14 protein-coding genes are annotated in these 22,560 nt (G+C 73.3%); 12 read left to right on the forward strand and 2 right to left on the reverse strand.

Annotated features, from left to right (window positions below):
• Window positions 1-4 precede the first annotated feature (4 nt).
• Together Q2K16_RS01285 and Q2K16_RS01290 are read right to left on the reverse strand one after the other, a co-directional pair.
• Window positions 5-1,042, reverse strand: a complete 1,038-nt coding sequence (locus Q2K16_RS01285) for a WXG100 family type VII secretion target (protein WP_302743069.1) — start codon at window positions 1,040-1,042, stop codon at window positions 5-7.
• Entirely contained in the window at window positions 1,039-1,458 is a 420-nt protein-coding gene (locus Q2K16_RS01290; protein ID WP_302743071.1) for a YbaB/EbfC family nucleoid-associated protein, read from the reverse strand. Before Q2K16_RS01290 ends, Q2K16_RS01285 begins: the two co-directional genes overlap by 4 nt.
• Before the next feature lie 307 nt (window positions 1,459-1,765).
• Between Q2K16_RS01290 and Q2K16_RS01295 the strand changes: the two genes are divergently transcribed.
• From Q2K16_RS01295 to Q2K16_RS01350, 12 genes are all read left to right on the forward strand, one after another.
• A complete protein-coding gene (locus Q2K16_RS01295) occupies window positions 1,766-2,086 on the forward strand; it encodes a WXG100 family type VII secretion target (RefSeq protein WP_368052534.1) in 321 nt (106 codons plus the stop codon).
• Window positions 2,087-2,117: 31 nt separating this feature from the next.
• A complete protein-coding gene (locus Q2K16_RS01300) occupies window positions 2,118-2,420 on the forward strand; it encodes a WXG100 family type VII secretion target (protein WP_302743073.1) in 303 nt (100 codons plus the stop codon).
• Window positions 2,421-2,509: 89 nt separating this feature from the next.
• Complete coding sequence (locus tag Q2K16_RS01305) at window positions 2,510-3,436, forward strand: hypothetical protein (protein WP_302743075.1); 927 nt, start codon at window positions 2,510-2,512, stop codon at window positions 3,434-3,436.
• A gap of 78 nt (window positions 3,437-3,514) precedes the next feature.
• Window positions 3,515-6,340, forward strand: coding sequence for a hypothetical protein (locus tag Q2K16_RS01310; RefSeq protein ID WP_302743077.1), 2,826 nt, complete (start codon window positions 3,515-3,517; stop codon window positions 6,338-6,340).
• A complete protein-coding gene (locus Q2K16_RS01315) occupies window positions 6,333-6,683 on the forward strand; it encodes a hypothetical protein (RefSeq protein ID WP_302743079.1) in 351 nt (116 codons plus the stop codon). The genes Q2K16_RS01310 and Q2K16_RS01315 overlap by 8 nt, the downstream gene beginning before the upstream one ends.
• A 19-nt stretch (window positions 6,684-6,702) precedes the next feature.
• On the forward strand, window positions 6,703-10,659 hold the full coding sequence (eccCa, locus tag Q2K16_RS01320; protein WP_302743081.1) for a type VII secretion protein EccCa: 3,957 nt from the start codon (window positions 6,703-6,705) through the stop codon (window positions 10,657-10,659).
• 184 nt (window positions 10,660-10,843) lie between these two features.
• Window positions 10,844-12,244, forward strand: coding sequence for a type VII secretion integral membrane protein EccD (eccD, locus tag Q2K16_RS01325; RefSeq protein WP_302743083.1), 1,401 nt, complete (start codon window positions 10,844-10,846; stop codon window positions 12,242-12,244).
• A gap of 6 nt (window positions 12,245-12,250) precedes the next feature.
• Window positions 12,251-13,600 (forward strand): type VII secretion protein EccB, encoded by a 1,350-nt coding sequence (gene eccB, locus Q2K16_RS01330; RefSeq protein WP_302743085.1) that lies wholly within the window; start codon window positions 12,251-12,253, stop codon window positions 13,598-13,600.
• Window positions 13,601-13,607: 7 nt separating this feature from the next.
• Window positions 13,608-16,460 carry a hypothetical protein gene (locus Q2K16_RS01335; RefSeq protein WP_302743087.1) on the forward strand — a complete coding sequence of 951 codons (2,853 nt, stop codon included), beginning with the start codon at window positions 13,608-13,610 and terminating at the stop codon, window positions 16,458-16,460.
• 7 nt (window positions 16,461-16,467) lie between these two features.
• Complete coding sequence (locus tag Q2K16_RS01340; RefSeq protein WP_302743089.1) at window positions 16,468-19,794, forward strand: right-handed parallel beta-helix repeat-containing protein; 3,327 nt, start codon at window positions 16,468-16,470, stop codon at window positions 19,792-19,794.
• A gap of 11 nt (window positions 19,795-19,805) precedes the next feature.
• Window positions 19,806-20,111: a YbaB/EbfC family nucleoid-associated protein gene (locus Q2K16_RS01345; protein ID WP_302743091.1), complete on the forward strand. Its 306-nt coding sequence runs from the start codon at window positions 19,806-19,808 to the stop codon at window positions 20,109-20,111.
• Window positions 20,112-20,144: 33 nt separating this feature from the next.
• Window positions 20,145-22,496, forward strand: a complete 2,352-nt coding sequence (locus Q2K16_RS01350) for a hypothetical protein (protein ID WP_302743093.1) — start codon at window positions 20,145-20,147, stop codon at window positions 22,494-22,496.
• Window positions 22,497-22,560 lie beyond the last annotated feature (64 nt).

The following is a 22,560-nucleotide window of genomic DNA, read 5'->3' on the forward strand; positions in this document are numbered from 1 at the left end:
GGCGTCAGCCGGGATACCCGGTCATCGGCGTCGCTGATCCGTCCGGGCCGTAACTGATCAACAGTGGACGGTGGTCGGGCGCGCTGATCTCGGCATCGACATCTTCCTTGCGCTTGACCAGGAAGAACTGGCCGTCGCCGGGGTCGACGGGTTGGCCGTCGGCGGTGGTCGGCCGCCGACCGCCCAACGGCACGATCGAATCGTAGTGACTGGCGTCGATCCGTGAGGTGCCGTCGGCGAACGTGGTCACCGCCTGCAACTGGTAGCCCGGCGGAACCGGCACGCCCTCGATGAGCAACCCGGCGGTGTCGTACGACCGGAAGGTCGAGATCGCGGGGGTGAGCGGGGTGAGCGGGGCGGACTGCGGTTCGAGCGGGGTGAACAGGGCGCTCTGCGGTGCGGGCGAGGTGACTGGTTCGAGGGGGGTGAGCGGGGCGAACGAGGTGACTGGTTCGAGCGGGGTGGGCGGGGTGTAGCGCGGGGCGAACGAGGTGACCGGCTTGAGCGGGATGGGCTCGTCCGCGTGCGGGGCGTCCCCGGCCGGTGGGGTCCGGGCGGCGACGAAGCCGTGGGTGGGGGTGAGCTGCTCGGGCCCACCCGGGACCGGGGGGTCGACCGCGAAGGCCATGAGGCCGTGGGTCGGTGTGAGCTGCGTGGGCCCCGACGGGTCCTCGCCGGGTCCCGCCGCCGCGAACGACGCGGGAAGGTGCGCGAACTCGCCGGCGACCCGCCGTCCCGCCTGGGCCGCGTCCTCGTCCGCCTGCCGGTAGCCCTCGCCGCTGGCGTGCAGTCCGACCGCCGCGTACTCCAGGAAGGCCCGGACGCCGAGGAGGCTGCCCTGGACACCGTCCATGGTGGCGTCGAAGCGCTTCTGGAACTCGTTGCCCAGGTCGTCGTCGCCCCAGGCGAGTCCGTACCGCGCCCGGAGCAGCCCCAGCTGACGCAGGCACTCGTCGTAGCGTTCGATGTGTTGCAGGTACGAGTCGCCGACCGCGATGACGCCCTCGGGGTCGACCCAGAGGGAACCGTTCGGGTGGCTCACGGCTGTTCCGGGTCGAGGCCGAGCAGGGCGCGGACACCGCTGGTCATCCGGGGGCCGCCGGGCGGTAGGTACATGTCGGGACCGGCCTCACCGCGTACCATCTTGGCCGCGTCCATACCCGGTGGCAGCAGCGGCGCGATCAGCTCCGCCGCCTGCGTCATCACCTTCTCCTTCGCCTCGGCGAAGGTCTGCAGGATGGTGGCCTGCAACTCGGTCGGGGTCATCCGTCGGTAGGCGCCGGTCGGGAAGGCGATCTCGGTCAGGACGCCGTTCTGTCCCACCGTGACCGTCACCTCCTGCCGGGGCGAGGTGGCGGAGCCCTGCACCGTGCTCATCCGTTGCTGAAGGTCACTCAGGTTGTTGCGCTGACGTGCGTACTCCGCGAACAACTCCTCGACGCGATCATCCACGTTCACCGGTCCGACCCCCCTTACACGAGAGATCCAGTACAGGGCCGCCGTGACCGGGGACGGAAGGGCAACGGCGCGGGTCGGGCACGAACGTGCAGGAGTTCCTTCCCTACCGCACGGCTGCGGGCTGGTCACCGGCACGCGCCGTGGGGCGTCCGGGGGTGAACGGGGCAGAGTCGCCTGTCATTCGGACATGGGCCCCGCACGGAGCTTGCCGGGCCGGGGTGATCACCAGGATCTTCGGCACGGCGGACGCCGAGCACAGCTGGTTCGACGTCGTCACCCCTGGACGTACGACGAAAGGAGTGTCGTTGTGACCATGCCGACGGTGCAGACCACCGACCCGGGCATGCAGGCGGCTGCCAACGAGTTCGCCGCCAAGGCCCAGGAGTTCACGGGTCATCTCCGCAGCGTCAACACGGAGATGGCCGCCCTCCAGGCGAGCTGGCACGGCACGGCCTCGAACAACTTCAACCAGGCGATGGACAACTGGGAGCGGTCCTTCCAGACCGTCATCAACCAGTTGCTGCACATGCTGGACGTGATGGGTGTCACGACCGCCGGCTACCGCAACACCGAGGACGAGGCATCGCAGACCGCCCAGTCGTTCGGCGCGGCACTGCCCGGCGTCTGACCCGTCCACCCTCTCAGCGAAAGGACCGACGGTGTCCAACTACCGGTTCGACTTCAACCAGGCCGACGCCACCCTCCACGACATGAACCAGATCAACGGCCGCATCTCCAACGCGCTCGACGAGATGGAGCGCCAGGTCGAGCGGAGCCTCCAGGACTGGACCGGTGACGCGCGCAGCGCCTACTACGCGGCCAAGGCCGAATGGCGCGGCGCCGCCGGCCAGATGACTGTCCACCTGGAGCAGGCCCGCCAGACGCTGCTGCGGATCTCCGACAACTACGGCACCACCGAACAGCGGCACGCCAAGATCTGGAACGACGTCCGCGGCGGCTGAGCACCTGCCGGCTGCCGGGCTGGTGCCCCCGGCAGCCGGCACGCTCCGGGCACCCTCTCCTCCCTGTCTGCCGTGAAAGGTAGTGACGGATGGCTTCCATCGAGTTCGGCTATCCCAACGACAAGGCCATCGATTACATCGGCATCCTCGACAAGTTCAACAACGGTGAGATCGACGGCTTCGCGAAGAAACACCCGGACGGGTGGATCCAGGCGGTCATCGACCGGGTTCAGTCCGACTACCTGTCGAGCAGCAGCCGGGTGAACCACATCGACTGGTCGGACTACACGGCGGAGGAACGGGCCGCCTACGACTGGTACCGCGACGAGGTCGTCGACAACTGGGACGACGTCGTCAAGGACTTCAAGGACAACGACGTCCCCGACGAGAAGTCCGTCACGTGGGACGAGTTCTCCGAGTCCGACAAGCTCGACATCGACGGGAAGATCGACACCCCGGACGTCAAGGCGTACACCGGAGGCGACAACAAGGACGGCGACCTCAAGGTCAGCACCGAGGCCATCCGACACTTCGCCAACTCCATCGGCGAACTCTTCGACAACCCGAACGGCAGGGGCGGCAGCCTCATGCTCACCGTCGGCGACAAGCTCGGCGACCTCGACGTGCTGCCCGGCAAGTTCGCCGTGGCCGAGATCATGCGCCGCAAGGTCCACGGGGGCGGCGAGGGCGTCGGCCTGATCGGCGACACCCAGGGCCTGATGGAGAAGGTCCACCAGACGCTCTACACCCTGCGCCTGGACCTGCTCGCGGTGGCGGACTCCTACGAGAAGACCGAGGACGGCAACGCGCGCACCGGAAAGGACTTCGAGGAGAAGACCGCCGAGTTCAACGCGCTGACCGAGGAGGAGTTCAGCAAGGCGATGGGCGACTCCTGGGGAAACATCAACGACATCGGCGACTTCGGCAACGGCAGCTCCTCGGGTGAGGGCGGCAGCGGCGGAAACGACGGGGACGGCTCGGACAGCGGCAAGGGTTCGGGCGACGGGGAGAAGTAGGCACCGCGCCCGGTCGGGGCGTCCCGGTGTGCCGTACGTCGGCGTCCTCGAATTCGACTCAGGAGCTTGGTGCAGGGCATGGCAGACACAGACTCGGAAGACTGGACCAACTCCGTCGACAAGCAGGCGACCTTTCCTCCGCCGAACACCTCGATCGAGGACGTCAACGACCTGGAGACCTGGGCGCGGATGGACCCGCCCGGGTGGCGTCGGATCAAGGCGGCGATCAAGGGCGGCTCGGCGATCGAGAGCGACGCCGGCCGCGAGTACGCCGCGTCGCTGGTCAACCCCCAGAGCCTGATCGACGCCGCCAACGCCTTCCAGGAGGCGTACAACCTGCTGCACTGGCTGGAGACGTTCGTCAGCGTCCACTCGCACGCCATCGCCGGTGAGGAGAAACCCTGGCAGGGCACGGCGGCCCGGGCCTTCCTGGCCAAGATGGACTACCTCGGTGACTTCCTCGGCAGTCAGGCCGATCGGCTGCTCGGCGGCGCCGGCATGCCCGAGACGTCGAGCGTGCCGTACCAGTTGATGCTGAACGCCAGCTACCTGAAGTGGGCCCAGGAACAGGTCGACTACCTCGACGTGTCCTGGGCGCAGATCGCCGCCGCCGACGGCGCCAACCACACCGGCGGCGGCAACGTGGCGATCAGCTCGACCCGCTTCGCCCGCCCGATGACCGACCAGATGCTCCAGGTCGCACAGACCCTGGCGAAGCAGTACGCGCGGCTACGCTACGGCTCCGTCAGCGGGCCCGACGGCGACGGCAGCCTCGGTCCCGAGCCGCCGACCCCACCGGCCGAGCCGACCCCACCGCCGGACCCGCCCACCCCACCGCCGTACGAACCGCCGCCGCCGGTCGAGGTGACCCCGCCCCCGCCGCCGTCCGTACCGCCGCCGAGCGACGTGCCGCCACCACCGGACGCGGTGCCGCCGCCCGTCGCCGAGCCGCCTCCCCCGGCCCTGGCCGAGGTCCCCGCCGTGCCTCCGCCCGACGGCCTGGGCGTCGACCCACCCGGCTCCGGACCCGACGGCCCGCCCCTCGCCCCTCCGGTCACCTCCGGTCCACCCGGCGGACTACCCGGCCTCGAAAGCCGGGTCGACAACCCGCCGGGTGTCAGCGCCCCACCCGGTCTCGGCAACGGGCCGGGTGGCGGTGGCGGGTCGGGCGGCGTCATCCCACCTGTGGTGCCGGGCCCGCCGGGCGGCGGCAACCCGGGTGGCGGCCCGAACCGGCAGGTGGTCCCACCTGCGGTCAGCGCCCCGCCGAACGGCCCGGGCCGGACGCCCGGCAGCCCCAACCCGCCGGTGGCCCCGCCGGGGCTCAACGCCCCGCCGAACGGTCCCGGCCGAACGCCAGGTGACCCGAACCGGCCGGTGGTCCCACCCGTGGTCAACGCCCCACCGAACGTGCCCGCAGGGCCGCCCGGCAGCCCCAACCGGCCGGTGGTCCCGCCTGCGGTCAGCGCCCCGCCGAACGGTCCCGGCGGGACGCCCGGTGGCCCGAACCGGCCGGTGGTCCCGCCCGCGGTCAGCGCTCCACCGAACGGCCCCGGCGGCGTGGACCTGCCGGGCGCTCCCGGAGCCGGCGGCGGTGTCCCGGGCGGCGTGAACCCGCCCGGCACGTCGACCCCGCCGGGCGGGATCGACGTGCCGCCCGCCGCGCCAGCGCCCCCCGGCCTGCCCACGGGCAATCCGCCACCCGCCGCGCCGATGCCGGGGACGCCCGGATCGCCGGGCGGCGGACCGGGCGGCGGGTCGTCGGCGGAACGCCCCGACGCCGCCGGACTGGTCGAAGGCGACCAGGACGACTGGACCCCCACCGTCCCCTTACCCGGCGACCCGTCCGCCCCCGGCGGCGCCAACCCCGGCGGCGTCAGGGAACCGGGGATCAGTCCGCCGCCGGGTGCGGTGGGACCGGGTGGGGTGCCGGTGCCGCCTCCTGGTTCGCCCGGGTCGCCGGGTTCCCCGGGCTCCGGTGGCGGTGGTACGCCGGACCGTCCGGATGCGGGTGGGTTGGTCGACGGTGATCCGACCGACTGGCTGCCGCCCACGGAGGGGACCGACCTGCCGTCCGCCCCCGACGGTGCCGCCGCCGGCGGTGTCGGCCTGCGGGACCCCCGGGTGCAGCAGCCGCCCGTCGGGCCGTCGCCGGTGCAGCAGCCGCCGGCCGCGACGGGACCGGGTGGGGTGCCGGTGCCGCCTCCGGGTTCGCCCGGGTCGCCGGGTTCCCCGGGTCCCGGTGGCGGTGGTACGCCGGACCGTCCGGATGCGGGTGGGTTGGTCGACGGTGATCCGACCGACTGGCTGCCGCCCACGGAGGGGACCGACCTGCCGTCCGCCCCCGACGGTGCCGCCGCCGGTGGCACCGGGCTCCAGGGCGGCCCCGGACCCGCCGAACCGCCGGTGCCGGTCGTCCTCCCGGTGCCCACCGCGCCGACCCCACCCCACACGCCGACCCCACCCCGCACGCCGACGACGCCATCGCGGTCCGGGCCGCCGCCCGGCGGACGGGACCGGGAACCCGAACCGGGACCCGGGGTGGTGGACCCGGCCGGGGCGACGGCGCAGGAGTGGCGGACGCAGGACGCACCCGCCGTCGCCGTCGTCGAGGCCGACACCCCGGTGGTCGGGGCCGACCCGGTCACCACCGTCCCGGCCGCGCCCGTGCCGCCCGTCGGCCACCGGGACGAGGAACCGACACCTGTCGAGCGTCCGGACGCGGCCCGACTGCTCCACGAGGAGGAGCCCACCTGGACCGGCGTCGAACCACCTGTGGACGAGCACCGGGTGGTGATCGTCCAGCCGGTCGCAGCGAACGCCGGGACGTCCGCCTGGGACGACTACGGGGACGCGTGGTGGCTGCACGACGACGAGCGTGAGGAGCGGACGACCGATGGCTGACCAGCCCGAACCGACGCCCCTGCGGGCGTGGAAACGGGAACGGCCCGGGGCGTCGCCGTCCGGCGGTGCCCGGCCGGCGATGTGCGGCGGCCCGGAGTACACCGCCGCCCAACGCCTCGACCTGATGCGCGAGAAGCAGCGGGCCATGGACGAGGCCGCCCGCGAGCGGGAGCAGACCGAGGCGCGCAAGGCCGCCCGACGCCGCCCCCCGAAGCCGACCGACGAGGACGACGACCCGCTCGCCGCCGAACGGCCGCGCAGGGACCGTTACGCGGTCGGGCTGCTCCGGCAGGACGACTCGGCCTGGGGTGGCGGCGGCGCGGGGACGGGGGTGCTCGGATGAGCCGCGACGGGGGACCGGCATGAGCACGGTCACGGTCAAACGTCCGCCCCGCGCCCCCGGCCCGGAGACCCCGGACGGGGAGGTGGAGCTGCAGGAACCGCCGCTGATGGCGGAGGAGGCGCCGCTGGACTTCCGGTCGTTCGCCATGATCGTGCCGATGGGCCTCGGCATGGGCGCGATGATGGCCATGTTCGGCCTCTACAACCGGGCCCCGGTGCTGTACGTGATGGGCGGCGCGATGGCCGTGGGCATGCTCGTCATGGGCGTGGTGCAGATCGGCCGGGCGGCAGCCGACCGTAAACGCCAGATGCGCGGCGAACGCCGCGACTTCCTGCGCTACATCGCCCAGCTGCGCCGCCAGGCGCGCAAGGCCGCCGAGCAGCAACGGCAGGCGGTGATCTGGAACAACCCGCAGCCGGACTGGCTCTGGTCGACGGCGATGAGCAGCCGGCTGTGGGAACGGCGGCCCAGCCACGAGGACTTCGCCCGGGTCCGGATCGGGCTCGGCCGGCAGAACGCGATGCTGCGGTTCCTCCCGCCGCAGACCAAACCGATCGAGGACCTCGAACCGCTGGCCTCCATCTCGTTGCGCCGCTTCTCCGAGGCGTACCGGATGGTCTCCGGCGTGCCCACCTCGGTGGGCCTGCGCAGCTTCACCAGCATCGAGTTCGCCGGTGACGCCGGTGCGGCCGTCGACCTGGTCCGGGCGATGGTGGCCGCGCTGGTCACCCTGCACGCGCCGGACGAACTGCGGGTGGCGGTGCTGGCCCCGGAGGTTCACCGGGACCCGTGGAACTGGATCAAGTGGCTGCCGCACAACGCCCACCCGACCGCGTTCGACGCCGCCGGCCCGGTGCGGATGTTCGCCGGCGGCCACGAGGAACTGATGGACCTGCTCGGCACGGAGATCACCGACCGGGGCGACCACGACCGGGAGGCGCGACCCTCGTCCACCGAACCGTTCGTGGTGATCGTCGCGCACCTGGCGGACCTGCCGGACAGCTCGCGGCTGCTCGGCGCGGGCATCCGCAACGTCGTGGTGCTGGACCTGACCGGTCGGATGCCGGGCGGGCCCCGGGTGCTGCGGTTGACCCTGGACGGGCCGCAGGTGACGTTCCCCGCCGGGGACACCACCGGCTCCGCGGTGCGCGACGGGCTCGGCGTCACCGAGTGCGAGGCGCTGGCCCGCATCATCGCCCCCAAACGGACCAGCGGCACCCTCGACGTGGTCGAGGAACCGCTGGAGAGCGACTTCGAACTGACCACCCTGCTCGGCATCCACGACGCGCACACCTTCGACGTCGCCGCGCTGTGGCGCACCCGCGCGCCGCAACGCAACCGGCTCACCGTCCCGATCGGTGTCACCGAGGGCGGCGAGGTCATCGAGCTGGACCTCAAGGAGTCCGCGCAGGGCGGCATGGGACCGCACGGACTGCTGATCGGCGCGACCGGATCGGGCAAGAGCGAACTGCTGCGGACCCTGGTCTGCGCGCTGGCCGCCACCCACTCCTCGGAGATCCTCAACCTGGTGCTCGTCGACTTCAAGGGCGGGGCGACCTTCCTCGGCATGGAGAAACTGCCGCACACCTCGGCCGTGATCACCAACCTCGCCGACGAGCTGCCGCTCGTGGACCGGATGCAGGACACCCTCAACGGGGAGCTGACCCGCCGCCAGGAGGTGCTGCGGGCCAGCGGGTACACCTCACTGTTCGACTACGAGAAGGCGCGGGCCGCCGGCGCCCAGCTGATGCCGTTCCCGGTCCTGCTGATCATCGTGGACGAGTTCAGCGAGCTGCTGTCGAGCAAGAGCGAGTTCATGGACCTGTTCGTCTCGATCGGCCGACTCGGCCGGTCGCTCGGCGTGCACCTGCTGCTCGCCTCGCAGCGGCTCGACGAGGGCCGGATCAACCGGGTCGAGGGCCACCTGTCGTACCGGCTCGCGCTGCGGACCTTCTCCAGCATGGAGTCCCGCTCGGTCATCGGCGTCGGTCGCGCCTACGAGCTGCCGCCCGAGCCCGGCAACGGCTACCTGAAGATCGACACCACGAACCTGGTGCGCTTCAAGTCGGCCTACGTGTCCGGGCCGTACCGGGGCAGCGGGCTGTCCAGCGGCACCGACGAGGACGAACGGATCACCGCCGAGGTCGTCCCGTTCACCACCGGGCAGGTCGCCGTCCGGCACGACCCGGGCCGCGCCCGGACCACCGACCCGGTCGCCGAGAGCGAGCCGGACGAGACCGAGAGCACCCCCGGACCGAGCCTGGTCGAGGTGCTGATCAACCGGATCGCCGGAACCGGCCCACCGGCCCGCCAGGTGTGGCTGCCACCCCTGTCGACCCCACCCAGCCTGGACACGCTGCTGCCCAGCGTCGTGCCGGACCCGCGGCGCGGCATGACGGTGGACGACCCGGCCGCGCAGGGCCGGCTCCGGGTGCCGGTCGGCATCGTCGACCGTCCCGCCGACCAGCTCCGCGAACTGCTCACCATCGACCTGGGCGGGGCGGACGGGCACGTCGGCATCGCCGGTGCGCCGCAGAGCGGCAAGTCGGCCCTGCTGCGCAGCCTGATCCTCGGGCTGGCACTCACCAACACCCCGCGCGAGGTGCAGTTCTACGGGCTCGACTTCGGCGGCGGCGGGCTCGCCTCGATCGCCGGGCTGCCGCACATCGGCTCCATCGCGACCCGGATGGAACGCGACCGGGTGGTCCGGACCATCGAGGAGGTCTGGCAGGTGATGGAACGTCGCGAGTACGAGTTCGCCAACCGTGGCCTCGACTCGGTCACCACCTACCTGGCGGCCCGCGCCCGGGGGGAGATCGACGACCCGTACGGGCACGTGTTCCTGGTCGTCGACGGCTGGTACACCATGAAGCAGGACTTCAGCGACCTGGAGACGCGCTTCCAGGAACTGGTCTCCCGGGGGTTGTCGTTCGGCATCCACGTGATCATCTCCACCACCCGCTGGTCGGAACTGCGCACCTGGCTGCGGGACCTGCTCGGCACCCGGCTGGAACTGCGGCTCGCCGACTCGATGGAGTCCGACGTGGGCTCACGCAAGGCCGCCACCGTGCCCCACCAGCCCGGCCGGGGCCTGACCAGCGGGGGCCTGCACTTCCTCGGCGCGCTGCCCCGGATGGACGGCAGCTCCGGCGTCGACGACCTCGCCGAGGCGACCAAGTCGACGGTCGAGGAGATCGGCACGTTCTGGAACGGACCACCGGCCCCGGGCGTCCGGATGCTGCCCACCCAACTGCCGGTGGAGAGCCTGCCCGCGCCGGAACCGGCGTTCCGGGTGTGTCTCGGCCGCGACGAGCAACGGCTGGCCCCGGTGTGGCACGACTTCCTGACCACCCCGCACCTGCTGGTCTTCGGCGACAACGAGACAGGCAAGTCGAACCTGCTGCGGCTGGTGCTGCGGGCGATCCAGCAGCACTACCCACCCGAGGGGGCGAAGGTCGTCCTCGGCGACTCACGACGTGACCTCGACACCGCGATCACCCCCGACTACCAGGTCGGCTTCGGCTTCACCGGCGACCGGCTCCACGAACTGGCCGGACAGACCAGCGTCTCGATGAACCGCCGGGTGCCCGGCCCGGAGATCTCCTCCGAGCGGATGCGCCGACGCGACTGGTGGGAGGGACCGGAGCTGTTCGTCATCGTCGACGACTACGACCTGATGACCCGCTCCACCGGCGTGGGCTCCGCGCTCGAACCGGTGCTGCCACTGCTGGCCCAGGGCGTCTCCATCGGACTGCACGTGATCATCGCGCGGAGCACGTCGGGCGCCATGCGGGCCATGATGGACCCGGTCCTGCGCCGGATGTGGGAACTCGGCACCCCGGCCACGCTGCTGTCGTACCCGAAGGAAGAGGGCAAGTTCCTCGGCGAGGCGGCACCCCGCAGGCTGCCGCCCGGCCGCGCCCAACTCGTCACCCGGCGCAGCGTCAAGCTGATCCAGACCGGACACGTCACATGAGGAAGGAGGGACTGGTGAGCGCGAGGAGTGAGCTTGCGAGCCCCGCAGTCGCGAACGAAGGGCCGGTACGGGTGAGCGCGAGGAGTGAGCTTGCGAGCCCCGCAGTCGCGAACGAAGGGCCGGTACGGGTGAGCGCGAGGAGTGAGCTTGCGAGCCCCGCAGTCGCGACCGAAAGGCCAGCACCGTGAGCGCCACGCTCAGCGCCGAACTCTGCCGGGTCACCGTGGTCGGCCCGGCCCGCAGGGTCGACCTGGCGGTCCCGGCGACCACCACGGTGGCCACCCTGTTGCCCCTGCTGGTGCAGCAGACCACGGAGGGCGCCCAGCGCCCCGAAACGGATCCGGCCTGGGTGTTGCAACGTCTCGGCCAGACGCCGTTCGAACTGGCCGGCACCCCGGAGAGCCTGGACTGGCTCGAAGGGGAGGAACTGCACCTGCGCCCCGCCCGGGACCCGCTGCCGGAACTCGACTTCGACGACCTCGCCGACGGGATCGCCACCGCCGTCAACCGCCGCCCCGACCGGTGGCAGCCCGAGTACCGCCGGGTCCTGTTCCTCGCCCTGTCGGTCGTCCTCATGGGCGTCGTCGCCACCGTGCTCACCGCGCACGGCCCGGCCCTGCCGCAGGTCGTGGCCGGTGTCGTACTGGCCGCGGCGTTCCTGGCCACGGCGGTGGCCTGTGGCCGCCGACTCACCGACGGCGCGTTCTCGCTGCTCTTCGGCGGCGGGGCGGCAGGCTTCGCGGCGGTCGCCGCCGCCGGCGCGGTCGACGGCGACCCGGAACGCATCGCGGTGACCGGCGCGGCCGTCCTCGCCGCCGCCGTCACCGTCCTCACCGTCGCCGCGCTCCTGCTGCTCGCGCAACGGACCGTCGCACCCCACCTGCCGTTGCCGCCGCTGCTGGTGGCCGGGTTGACCGGCCTGGTCACCACGGTGGTGCTGCTGATCCGCGACGGCAGCGGGATGAGCATGCCACGAGCCGCCGCGATCGCCGTCCTGGCCATCTTCGTGGTGATCGTGCTGGCCCCCCGGCTGGCGGTGAAACTCTCCCGACTACGCGGTCCGCAACTGCCCAAGAGCAGCGAGGACATGTCGTACGACATCGAACCCGTCCCCTCCGAGCAGGTCCACCGGCGCACCGACGACGCGGACACCTACCTCACGGGTGCGATGGTCACGGCGGCGCTGGTGCTACCGGCGCTGTTCCACCTCACGATGGGTGTACCCGGCTGGGCCGGGTGGAGCTTCGTGCTGGTGGTCGCCAGTGCAATCCTGTTGCGCTCGCGTACCTTCCTCGGTCTGTGGCAGCGTTGCCCGCTCGTCGCCGCCGGTACCGTCGGCTACCTCATGGTGATCACGAAGCTTGCCGACCTGCTGTCACCCGCCTGGCGGTGGGTGCTGCTCAGCGCGTTGGTCGCACTGCTGGTCCCGCTGGTGCTGGCGGCGCTGCGCCCCTGGCCCCGGCGGATGCTGCCCTTCTGGGAGTACGCGGCGACCTTCTTCGACGTCGCCACCGGCGTGGCCGTACTGCCGATCCTGGCGCAGGTCCTCGGCGGCTACGCCTGGGCCCGCGGGCTCTTCGGGTAGCCCGCGATGCAGACCCAACGCGACCACGTGCACGCCCACAGCTTCATGACCGGACGGCTCAGCTCGGCGCTCGTGCAGGGTGAGCCGACGAGCGCGCAGATCCCCGGCCAGCGGGCGCTGACCGGCCTGCTGATCGGGATCATCGTGGTGCTCCTGGTCGGCGGCGGATTCGCGGTCTACGGCTGGATCGTGCCCGGCGGCAGCCGGGCCTACCGGCAGGCCGGCGCGATCCTGGTCGAGAAGGAGAGCGGCGTGCGGTACGTCTACCGCGACGGCGTGCTCCACCCCACGCCGAACCTGACCTCCGCCATGCTGCTGCAGGGGCCGGCCGCCACGGTGAAGCTCATCTCGCGCAACTCCCTCAAGGACCTGCCACGCGGCCCCGAGATCGGCATCGTCGACGCGCCGCAGTCCGTTCCGCCCGCCGACGCGCTCGTCCGGGGCCCGTGGCTGGCCTGCCTGCCCGGATCGGTGGTGGACCGGCCCGGCGCACGGCTCGGCATGAACCTCGACCCGCACGCCCCCGCCACCCCGGTCGCCGACGACGCCTTCACGGTGGTACGCGGACCGGACCGGGTCACCTACGTGCTCGCCGGCCCGTTCAAGTTCCCGGTGGCCGACGAGTCGGTGCTGGTCGCCCTCGGCGCCGCCAACGCGCGGGCGGCCGCCGCCCCGGCCGCCTGGCTCGACGAGGTGCCGACCGGCGTCACGCTCGGCCCCGCCACGATCCCCGGCGCGGGCACCCCCGGGCCCCGCATCGGCGGACGGGTCCGTACGGTGGGCACCCTGTTCCGACAGCAGCCCACCACCGGGACGGAACAACTCTTCGTGCTCCGCGCCGACGGGCTGGCACCCGTCAACCGGATGGAGTTCGCCCTCGCCACGGTGCGCGGCGGCACACCGGTGACCCTGGCCGCGGCCGACGTCGTCGCCGCGCCCCGCTCGGCCGACCGGACGCTGACCGAGCGGCTGCCCGACCTGACCGGGCACCGCTGGCACGACCCCGGCCGCCGGGTGCTCTGCCTGCGGCAACGACCGTTCGGTGAGACGGTGACCACCGAGGTGGTGCTGGCCGAACGGTACGTCGCAGGCATCTTCGACGACGGCACACCCATGGTGGTCGCCGAACCCGGGTCCGGCATGACGGTGACCCCGGTGCCCCGGACGCGACCCGTCGCCGAGACGGTGCTGATCTCGGATGCGGGCATCGCGTACCGGCTCGCCGGCCCGGACGCCGTCGCCTCCCTGAAACTCGCCGCCTCGGCCGCCGTCCCGTTCCCGAAGGGCCTGCTCGCGGCCATGCCGCAGGGCCCGGTGCTCAGCCGTACGGCCGTCAACGGTCCTGCTAGGGGGTAGCGCGTCCATGGCATCCATCCGGAATCTGTTGCGTGGCGGGCGGAGCGCGCCCGGCGACGTGGTGCAGCACACCGTCGGCAACGCGCTCGTCCTGCACCACCCGGACGAGATCAGCGGCGAGGCCCAGTCGCTCGCCCTCTCCGTCGCGGCCGACGGCGACAACGACCTCGTCGTGCTGGACCTGGGCAGCGGCATCCCGATCGGCTCCTGGGAGTCGATGGCGGTCGTCCTGCCCCGACGGCGGCGCGGTATCCGGCTGGTCGCCTGCGGGCAACGCAGCGACACGGCGGCGATGGCCGGGCAGTGGCTGTCGGAACGGCTGAACCGGACGGTCATCGCACCCGACGGCGATCTGGTCCGGGGATCGGCCGGCGCGCTGTTCGTGCACTCGAAGCCGGGCAGCGGCTGGGTGCGGTTCCGGCCCGGCCGCCCTCCCGCCTGGGACGCCAAACGGTATCCGACGCCACTGTGGGACACGGCCGCCACCGAACGCCGGGCCTCCAGCTCCACCGGCGAGATCGAACCCCTGCCCGGCGGGGTGTGGATCCACGACGTACGGACACCCGAGGTCGTCGCCGCGCACCGGGGCCGCCTCGTCGCGGACCTGCCGTGCCAGCCGGACACGATGACCGTCCTGCTCGGCTGCCCGGGCACCGAACCGCTCTCCCTCGACGACGTGGTCCGGTTCTGGCGGGACCTGGATCCGGACAACCGGCTACGCACCCGGTTCGTGCAGTACGGCGAGGTACGCATGCCGCAGGGGGAGTCGTTCGGCCAGACGCTCGCCGACCAGCTCGGCGCCCGGGTCGTCTGCTACCCGGGCGTCCCGATCGGCGCGCCCGGCCGGTTCGAGATCCGCACCGTACGCGCCGACGGCGTCCTCGGCTGGCCGCCCTTCGCCCAGGAACTCGGCTACTCGCCCCGGGTGCACCCCCACTCGCTGGCCCGCCGGCCGATGCTGCTCAGCCACCGTGGCCCGCTGCGGTGGACCGAGGAGATCGAGCCCCGGGTGTACTGGTACGCGCCGGACGCGGTGGTCGAGGTGATCGAGGCCGGGCTCTGGATCCGCCCGGCGGACGAACCGGGCAACGCGGAACGGGTCCGGGCGACGCCGCTGGACCCCGGGGGCATCACCATGATCTTCGACGACACCGAGTCGAAGCGGACGGCGCGGATGCGGGAACTCGCCACCGACCTGGCGGCCCGGATCGACCGGGCCATGGGACAACCCCACGCGCTGTTCCCGGCGTCGGTGCTGGTGCCCGGACAGCTGCCGGGCGGCCACGCGGCGGCGACCCTGACGACGGCGTCGCCACCCGCGCCGGTGGCCGGTGCCGCGCCCGCGCCGGAGGCGGCGACGGAGATTCCGACAGTCGGCATCACGGCCGTCCCCGGGCCGATCGACCTGTCCCCGGCCCCACCGGCGGCCCCCGGCATCCGGGTGTCCACCCCCGCTCCGGCGTCGCTGCCCGTGTCCGCGGTCCTGGCCGTTCCTGCGGTCCGGCCCGCCCCGCCGGTTCCGGCGCCCGCCCCGGCTCCCGAGACCGCGCCGGCCCCCGTGGCCCTGCCCTCTCCCGTGACCCCGCCGGCCCCGTCGGCTCCTGTGGCGCCGTCGGCTCCTGTGGCCCCGTCGGCTCCCGTGACCCCGTCGGCTCCTGTGGCGCCGCCGGCTCCCGGGGCGCCGGTCGCTCCCGTGGCCCCGGGGGTGCCCGTGGCTCGGGTGGCCCCGGCTGCGCCCGTCGCTCCGCCGGCTCCGGTCGAGATCCCGACCGAGTCGACGATCGACGGTCCCGTCGCCGGGCGTCCGGGCCCGGCGACCGCGACGGACCCGACGCTACCGTCCTCCGCGCCCGTCCCACTGCCCCCTCCCGCGCCGCCCGCTGCGCCTTCCGCTCCCGCGCCGTCCGTCGCGACCGCACCGCAGACGACTGGCGTGGCGGGGCCGACGAGCGTGGGCGGGCCGGCGGACGCGGGCGGGTCGGTGGAGCCGGTGCGCACACCTGAACCGACGGCGGGAGGCCCGACGTCCGGTGTGCGGCTCCAGCCGGTGGTACGGCCCGACGCCGCCGCCCTGCTGCCCGCGCACGGCCTGGCCGAGGAACGGGCCTGGGTGCGCCGTTCCCTCAGCCGGGACTTCGACGCCATGGCCAGCTCGGTCTCCCGGATCATGTCGGAGCACCCCGGCATGAAGGCCGGCGGCGACAGCAGCGCGGACGACGTCCTGGTCGACTCGGTGGCGACCCGGCTGTTCCTGACCCGCCGGGGTGCCGGCATCGACACCGGCCTGCGCTCAGGCGCGATCGGTCCACACGTCCCGCTCGCCCGCTGCGCGGTCTCCGGCCTGTCCCGGCTGCCGTCGTTTCGGGGCAGCACCATCGTCCGCACCTCGCCGACCACCGACGAGTGGCGGCTGTACCGGGAGCGGCGACTGGTCACCGACTGGAGTTTCGTCGCCGTGCTGTCCGCGCCCTGCGCCGGTCAGGACGGCGACACCGACGTGCTGGTCTGGTCGATGACCGCCCGCCGCACCGCCCTGCTGGAACCGGAGGGCGACGAGCACGTCGAGGACCGGGTGGTGTTCCTGCCGGGTACCCACTTCAAGATCCTGGAGGCGACGCCACCGGACGGTGGGCGGCGCGGCGCGATCCTGCTCCGCGAGATCGGCGCCACCGAGATCGACGACGACGGCCGCGTCGACCGCAAGCGGTTGTCACTCGACGACCTGGCCGTCACGTCCCTGCGTCGCAGCGTCGACAGGTGGGCGGGCGCGGACCCCCGCACGCGGATCGGGGCCGCCTCGACCGGCCGCTTCGGCACGCTGCCCGGTCTCGTCGGCCCGCCGGCCGGGAAGAAGGGGTGATCCCGAGATGACCCGACAGGTCCTGACCGTGGGCGGCGGACAACCCGGCGCGTTCGCCACGATCGGCGCGGCCGTGGCCCGCGCGGAACCGGGCGCCACCATCACCGTCCACACCGGCCGGTACACCGAACAGCTCGTCGTCGGTCACCGGATCACCGTCGCCGCCGCCCCGGGTGCCCTCGTCGAGGTGCACGCGCAGGAGGGCAGCGTCCTGGCCGTGCACGGCGACGGCGCGCAGGTGCGGGGGATCGCGCTGTCGAGCGCCGATCCGAAACTGGCCGCGGTCGACGCGTACGCAGGTGAGGCGGCCCTGGACGGCTGCCGGGTGACCGGTGCCGCCTGGGTGACCCTGCTGGCCCGGCTGGACGGGACGATCGCGCTGCGCAACTGCGAGATCAGTTCCACCACGGGTGCCGCGATCGTGGTGACCGCGCCGGGCACGAGCACGGTCGAGGACACCGTGATCCGTGACGCCGCCACCTCCGGAGTCGTGATCAGCGACCGGGGGTCGCTGACGCTGCGCCGCTGCACGGTGGAGCGGACCGGCGCGAACAGCATCTGCGTCAACGGTGACGGCCGGCTCGTCGCCGAGCACTGTGAGATCACCGACGCCGGCAAACCGGCGCTCGTGGTGGACCAGCGCGGGCACGCCCGGATCAACCGCCTGCGGGTGCGGGGGAGCGCGAACGTCGACGTGTTCGTGCGCGGCGAAGTCGACGTGGTCGTCACGGATTCCGAGTTCACCGGCGCGCTCCTGCAGTCCGTCCACGTCGCCGGCGGTGCCGCCCCGACGTTCCGGGGCTGCACGTTCGGCGCGGCCGGGCGCAGCGCCGCCCATGTCACCGGGGAGGCGAAGCCGACGTTCACCGACTGCGTCTTCGCCGACTCGCCGGTCGGGGTGACCGTCGAGGACCGGAGCGCGCCCCACTTCGAGACGATGACGATCCGGGACACCGGCGAGCGGGCGGCGGTGGTGACCGGCGCGGCGACGATGACCGTGCGGCAGTTGCGGCTCGCCGTCACCGGCGGGTCCGGGCTGCTGGTCACCGACGGTGCCGGCCTCGACGGCACCGACCTGGTCGTCGACGCGGCCGGTGCCGTCGCGCTGGAGCTGCGCGAGTCGGCGCGCGGCACCGTCCGCGACGCCCGGTTCAGCGGTACGGCGGCGACCTGCGTCCTGATCGGTTCGGGCGCGTCGCTGGCGCTGCGGTCCGCGGTGCTCGACGGCGTCGGGATACGGGTGACCGACCACGCGGACCTGCGCCTACAGGACACCGAGTTCGTCGACGTGGCGGGTGACGGCCTCCAGGTCGGCGCGACCGGCGCGGTGACCGCCCACCGGGTGCGGGTCCGCCGGGCCCGCCAGGCGGGGGTACGGCTGGAACGCGGCTCCCGGGGCACCTTCACCGACTGCGAGGTGCTGGACAGTGGTGCCACCGGTTTCGACGTGGACACCGCCGAGCCGGTGTCGATCAGCAACTGCGTCGCCCGGGACAGTGGCGGCGACGACATCCGGCAGGCCGACGACGCCACCCTCACCGTCACCGCGCTGACCACCGGACGGGCCGTCAGGCCGGTGACGCCCACCTCCCCGGCCCCGGTCGGCTCGGGATACGAACCGGGCGCGGCCCCGGCCGGCGATCCGGAGGTGGCGGCGGACGGCGAGCTGAGCGGACCGTTGCGGGAACTCAACGGCCTGATCGGTCTGCGCGGGGTGAAGCAGGAGGTCACCGCGCTGATCAACCTGATCAAGATGGCCCAGGTCCGGCAGCGGATGGGCCTGCCGATGCCGCCGATGAGCCGGCACCTGGTCTTCGCCGGCCCGCCCGGCACCGGCAAGACCACGGTCGCCCGGCTCTACGGGGCGGTCCTGGCCGAACTGGGCATCCTGGCCAAGGGGCACATGATCGAGGCGGCCCGGGCTGACCTGGTCGGCCAGTACATCGGCTCGACCGCGATCAAGACCACCGAGTTGGTCACCAAGGCGATCGGTGGGGTGCTCTTCATCGACGAGGCGTACACGCTGTCGGCCGGCTCCGGCGGGTCGGGCCCGGACTTCGGCCAGGAGGCGATCGACGCGCTGATGAAGATCATGGAGGACCAGCGCGACGAACTGGTGGTGATCGTGGCCGGGTACTCGGAGCTGATGGAGCAGTTCCTGGCCTCCAACCCCGGCCTGGCCTCCCGGTTCACCCGGACCGTCGAGTTTCCGAACTACTCCGTCGACGAACTGGTCACCATCACCTCGAACCTGTGCCGCAAGCACTACTTCGAGCTGACCGACGACGCCGTCGCGGGACTGACCGCCTACTTCGAGCGGGTTCCGAGGACCTCGACGTTCGGCAACGGCCGGGTTGCCCGCAAACTGTTCGAAGCCATGATCAACAATCAGGCGTCCCGGCTGGCGGCCACCCCGCCGACCAAGGACGCGCAGATCAACCGGCTGACCGCCGATGACCTCGCCCCCGAGCTGGACCTGCTGGCCGACCTTCCGGTGGAACAGAACCCCCAGCCCGACCCGAGCCGGAACCCGGCCGGGGCGATCGACGCCGCCCGGAGCTGGCAGCGGATCGGCCAACTGGTCGGCGCGACCGACGCCCGTGCCGCGATCGGAGCGACCCTGCTCCAGCTCTGCGAGTTGCGCAACCGCCGCCGCTCCTACGGCCGACACGGCAACGCCCTGGTCTGCGGGGTGCCCGGCAGCGGCCGCAGCGAAGTCGTCAGGCACTACGCCGCCGCCCTGTCCGAACTGGACCTCGTCCCGGTCGGCCAACTGGTGCGGGTCTCGACCGCCGAGCACCTCGCCCCCGAGTGGCCGGGGCAGACCCACAGCCTGCTGCGGGGCGCGCTCCAGGACGCCGCGGGCGGCATCCTCATGATCGACTACGTGGACGACGGCACCGGTGCCGCAGCGGAGACCGTCGACACGCTGATCGGGCAGCTGCGTCCCGGGGCGGGCGACCCGGTCGTCGTCCTGCTCGCCGAGCCGACCGCGCTCGCCCGGCTCAGGGCCGCCGTGCCCGGTCTCGGCGAACTGTTCGGCCAGGAGTGGAACATCCCGGAACTCACCGTCACCGAACTCGCCGAGGTGGTAGCCCGGCATCTGGTCCGCCGTGGTCACGAGATCCCCGAGGACGTCCGGGCCGCGCTCACCGAACTGGCCGCCCGCGCACCCGAGCGGACCGTACGCGCCGCCCACCTGCTCTCCCGGAGCCTGAGCCGGGCCACCGGGTCCCGCACCCTCGCGCTGGCCGACGTCACCGGTCTGGTCAGCCGCACCGATCCGGCCACCCAGGCGGCCCGCCACCACGGCGGCCTCGCCGCGGTCGGCTGAGAGGAGACACCATGCCGCAGCAGCCCACCCGCGAGGAGATGATCGAGGCCGGACGCGCCTTCGAGCAGCGGCTGCGCCGCGCCCAGGCCAGCCTCGGGCAGGCGCTGGTCACCGGCCGCTCCGCCGACGGTGCCGTGGTCGTGCTGGCCAGCGGCCTCGGGCAGCTCAAAGCCGTACAGGTCAGCCCCACCGTGTTCGACACCCGCGACGTGACGGCCCTGCAGGACGCGATCGCCCAGTCGATCCGCGCCGCCGCGGCCAACGCGGCCGACCTGGCCCGCCAGGAGATGGGCGCGGTCGAGATCAATCTCTACTGACCGGCACCGCCGGGCGTGGTGAGGACGAAGCGAATGAGGATCACCCGCTCCCCGCGCGGCGAGGAACCGGTGGGAATGCACCGGCACCAGGTCGGCAACGCGCTCGTCCTGCACGCCCACGAACGCATCGGTGCGGCGGCCCGGTCACTGGCCCTGGCGGTCGCCGGTGACACCGAGAACGACATCGTCGTCCTCGACCTCCACGACGAACTGCCGATCGGCGCCTGGCGGTCGGTCGCCACGACGCTGCGACGACAGCGGCGCGGCATCCGGCTCATCGTCTGCGGGGCATCCACCGACACCGGCGCCCTCGCCGCGCAGTGGCTCTGCGACCGGCTGCGCCGCCCGGTCGTCACACCGCACGGACCGACCATCCGCGCGGCGGACGGAACCCTGATGGTGGGTGCCGCCGACGGCAGCGGCTGGGTGCGCTACCGCCCGGGCCGGGCACCGGTGTGGGAGTCCCGACGCTATCCCGCCCCGGCGTGGGACGCCGCAACCGGACCGTTCCGGGCGACCAGTGCCGTCGGTGCCGTCGAGCCGCTCCCCGGCGGGGTCTGGATCCGCGACACCCGCGACCCGCAGGTGACCAATGATCGCTGGCGCTGGCTGGTGTCGGCGCTGCCGTGCCAGCCCGACGCGATGACGGTGGTCCTCGGGTGCCCCGGCACGCCGCCCCTGGCCGTCGACGACGTCGCGCGATTCTGGCGGAGCCTCGACCCGGACGGCCGGCGACAGGCCCGGTTCGTGCAGTACGGGCCGGTCGACCTGCCGGCCGGCGAGACGCTCGGCCAACGGCTGGCGGACGTGCTGGAATCGCCAGTGGTCTGCTTCGGCGGCATCCCCGTCGGACGACCGGACCGCACCCGGATGCGCACCGTCACCCCGGACGGTCGCCCGGGCTGGCAGGTCCTCGCCCGGGAACTCCGGTACACCCCGCGTCGCACGCCCGGTGCCGCGGCCACGCCGCCCCGGATTCTCAGCCACCGGGCCCCGGCGCTGCTCGGCGACCCGATCGGCCCGCTGAGCTTCCGCTACGCCACGGACGCGGTCGTCGAGATCGTCCAGTCCGGGCTGTGGGTCCGCGCCGAGGACACGCCGCGCACCGCCGGCCCGGTCCGGGCGCACCCGGCCGACCCCGCCCGGCACGCCCTCATCGTCGACGACACGGTCCCCTCCCGGGTCGCCCGCCTGCGGGAACTCGCCGAGGACCTGGCCGCCCGGCTCGACCCGGCCACCCGTGACCGCTGCACCCTGCACCTCGCGTCGGCGGTGGCGACCGGGCGGCGGGCGCAGCACACCGGCCGCGCCGACGGCAACCTCGGTGACGGACTGACCCACCGCTTCACGGCCGCGGACCTGGCAGTCGGGCCGGTCGAGGCGGCCCCGCCGTCCGCCGGGGCGCCCGCCGTCGCCGGCCCCTGCCCCCCGTCCCGGGTGCCGCCGTCGACGCCTGATGCCCGGGCGGCGGGCGGGCGCGCTCCGGCCGCCGCGCTCGTGGCGGCCCCCGTCACGGAACCGGAACCACCGAACGCCGTGCCCACCCTGGTCGAGGTGCCGACCGGGTCCACGGCGCCGACCGGGGCCCACCCGTCCGACGCCGCCCGGCAACCCCTGCGGTTCCAGGCCACGCCCACGCCGGACGCGCAGGGCCTGCCCACCCCGGCGGGGCTCGACGCGGAACGCTCCTGGCTGCGACGGCGGTTCAGCCAGGAGTTCACCGCCGCCGCCAACGCGGTCTCCCGGCTGCTCGCCGAGCAACCCCGCCTGCACGAGGGCGGCGACCCGGTGGTCGACACCGTCGCCGTCCGCCTCTACCTGTCGGGGACGGGCGGGCCCGTGGACGACGCGCTGCGATCCGGGTCGACGGGTGACGCGGTCCGCTTCGCCAGGTGCGTGGCGGCCGGGGTGGCCCGACTACCCCCGCACCGGGGGGCCGCCTGCCTGTGGGTCACGCTCTCCGCCGATGACCTGCGGGAGGTCGCCGCGCGGGAGACGCTGACGGACTGGGGGTTCACCCACGCGGTGACCGAACCGCCGACGAACCTCCCGGGCAACGTGGAGGTGCTGCTCTGGTCGATGACCGCCCGCCGGACCCGGCTGCTGGAGCCGGCGGACGACCAGCGTGCCGCCGACCGGGTGGTCTTCCTGCCCGGCACCCGTTTCACGGTGCTGGAGGCGACACCACCGCAGCACGACCGGCCCGGCCGCCTGCTGCTGCGGGAACTCGACGCCGAGGAGCCGCTGCGCAGGCGTAGTCGCTTCGACGACCTCGCGCTGACCTCGCTGCTCCGCTGCCACGAGCGCTGGACGGCGACCGGGCGTCGGACCCGGGTCGGCAGCGCGGCGGTGCCCCGGTTCCTTCACCTACCGGGCATCGTGTGACGCAGCGTAGCGGAATCGCGACACGGCGACTGCCACCCGGTCTCCTCCCGGGGTGCCGACCGGT

It is taken from the genome of Micromonospora cynarisoli, from assembly GCF_030518815.1.
Classification (GTDB): domain Bacteria; phylum Actinomycetota; class Actinomycetes; order Mycobacteriales; family Micromonosporaceae; genus Micromonospora; species Micromonospora wenchangensis.

Coding starts and splice junctions, on each gene's coding strand:
- Q2K16_RS01305 (WP_302743075.1), top strand. CDS start 2,510: ATGGCTTCCATCGAGTTCGGCTATCCCAACGACAAGGCCATCGATTAC.
- Q2K16_RS01310 (WP_302743077.1), top strand. CDS start 3,515: ATGGCAGACACAGACTCGGAAGACTGGACCAACTCCGTCGACAAGCAG.
- Q2K16_RS01315 (WP_302743079.1), top strand. CDS start 6,333: ATGGCTGACCAGCCCGAACCGACGCCCCTGCGGGCGTGGAAACGGGAA.
- eccCa (WP_302743081.1), top strand. CDS start 6,703: ATGAGCACGGTCACGGTCAAACGTCCGCCCCGCGCCCCCGGCCCGGAG.
- eccB (WP_302743085.1), top strand. CDS start 12,251: ATGCAGACCCAACGCGACCACGTGCACGCCCACAGCTTCATGACCGGA.
- Q2K16_RS01335 (WP_302743087.1), top strand. CDS start 13,608: ATGGCATCCATCCGGAATCTGTTGCGTGGCGGGCGGAGCGCGCCCGGC.
- Q2K16_RS01340 (WP_302743089.1), top strand. CDS start 16,468: ATGACCCGACAGGTCCTGACCGTGGGCGGCGGACAACCCGGCGCGTTC.
- Q2K16_RS01345 (WP_302743091.1), top strand. CDS start 19,806: ATGCCGCAGCAGCCCACCCGCGAGGAGATGATCGAGGCCGGACGCGCC.
- Q2K16_RS01350 (WP_302743093.1), top strand. CDS start 20,145: ATGAGGATCACCCGCTCCCCGCGCGGCGAGGAACCGGTGGGAATGCAC.